Annotated in this window: 1 protein-coding gene; it reads left to right on the forward strand. The window is 39.0% G+C overall.

Annotated features, from left to right (window positions below; translation table 11 throughout):
* The first annotated feature begins 134 nt into the window (after positions 1–134).
* On the forward strand, positions 135–1,313 hold the full coding sequence (locus tag DC53_RS02390; protein ID WP_050484169.1) for an IS4 family transposase: 1,179 nt from the start codon (positions 135–137) through the stop codon (positions 1,311–1,313).
* Positions 1,314–1,316 lie beyond the last annotated feature (3 nt).

Here is a 1,316-nt window from a genome sequence, read left to right on the forward strand (position 1 = left end):
AGTAAAAACCGAGCAACAAAGAGTTAATTGCCCCTAGGCAGAACCCTAAGGGCTGACGAATCCCCAAAACGTGACAGGCACAGCAATTTATGATCTTATGTAAATCACCACAACCCACATAAGTCACAACTGCTATGCCTGACACATCAGTTTGCCATAAGTACTTTAAACATGCATTAGCGCCATTCAATAATGCCAGAGTAAAAACATTACTAAGCTGCAGTAATGCATTAATTTCGGGCAATAAACTTACCTTAACTGAAATCGGCAGAAATTTGTCTGGCGCTGTGGATGTAAAACATAAAATAAAACGCGTTGATCGCTTCTTAAAAAATACTCACCTCTACAATGAAAGGGTCGCTATCTATAAAGCATTAGCTCATCCTATTATCGACTCTTTACCAATGCTTGCAATTGCCGTTGACTGGAGCGGTGCCTGTGGTCACGACTATCACTTACTGCGAGCAAGCTTACTTGTGGATGGGCGCTCTATCGTGATTTATAACATGATTGTTGAGCAGAAGAATTTTGATAGCCCAGCAACCAACAGCCTGTTTTTAGATGAACTTTATGAAGTACTTGGACGACATCCTAGTGTCTATATTGTAACAGACGGCGGCTTTCTTACGCCTTGGTATAGTAAAGTACGCGAACTTGGTTGGCATATGATAGGTCGATTAAGAGGCTCAATGAAGTGTAAACTAGCCATGCAATCACAATGGCATACATTAAAACAACTTAGGGCTGGTGCCAGCGATATACCAAAGGCGTTAGGTCAAGCAAGACTAACTCAGTCCAGCCCGACAGCATGCGATGCATTTTTACACGTATATCATGGAAAAAATAAAGGAAGAAAAGGAAAAAGCAGATTTACGAAAGATACAAAAATGTATCAAAACTTAGCGAAAGAGCCATGGTTACTCGCGACATCAGACAATACAATGACGAGTAAGCGAGTAGTTGGTTTATATAGCAAAAGAATGCAAATAGAGCAAAATTTCCGCGATGACAAAAGTTTGAGATATGGTTTTTCGTGGCGTTTTAGTAAAAGCACCGGCATAAATAGAATAGGAATATTATGCTTGATAGCCACAATAGCGAGCACTGCGTTATGGTTTATAGGGTGTGAAGCAGAAAAAAGAAAGTGGCATATAAAATTTCAAGCAAATAGTGTTAAGAATCGCCGAGTTCTTTCATTTTTAACCTTAGCCAAGCAAGTCATAAAGCTATGTAAGAGACGTATTACACAAAGCTATATAGAAAAAAGTTTAAAAAACTTTATTTCTAATTATCAAAAAGAGGCCGCTGGATAAAGT

This window comes from Pseudoalteromonas fuliginea (assembly GCF_000690055.1).
GTDB lineage: Bacteria > Pseudomonadota > Gammaproteobacteria > Enterobacterales > Alteromonadaceae > Pseudoalteromonas > Pseudoalteromonas fuliginea.

Coding starts and splice junctions, on each gene's coding strand:
- DC53_RS02390 (WP_050484169.1), top strand. CDS start 135: ATGCCTGACACATCAGTTTGCCATAAGTACTTTAAACATGCATTAGCG.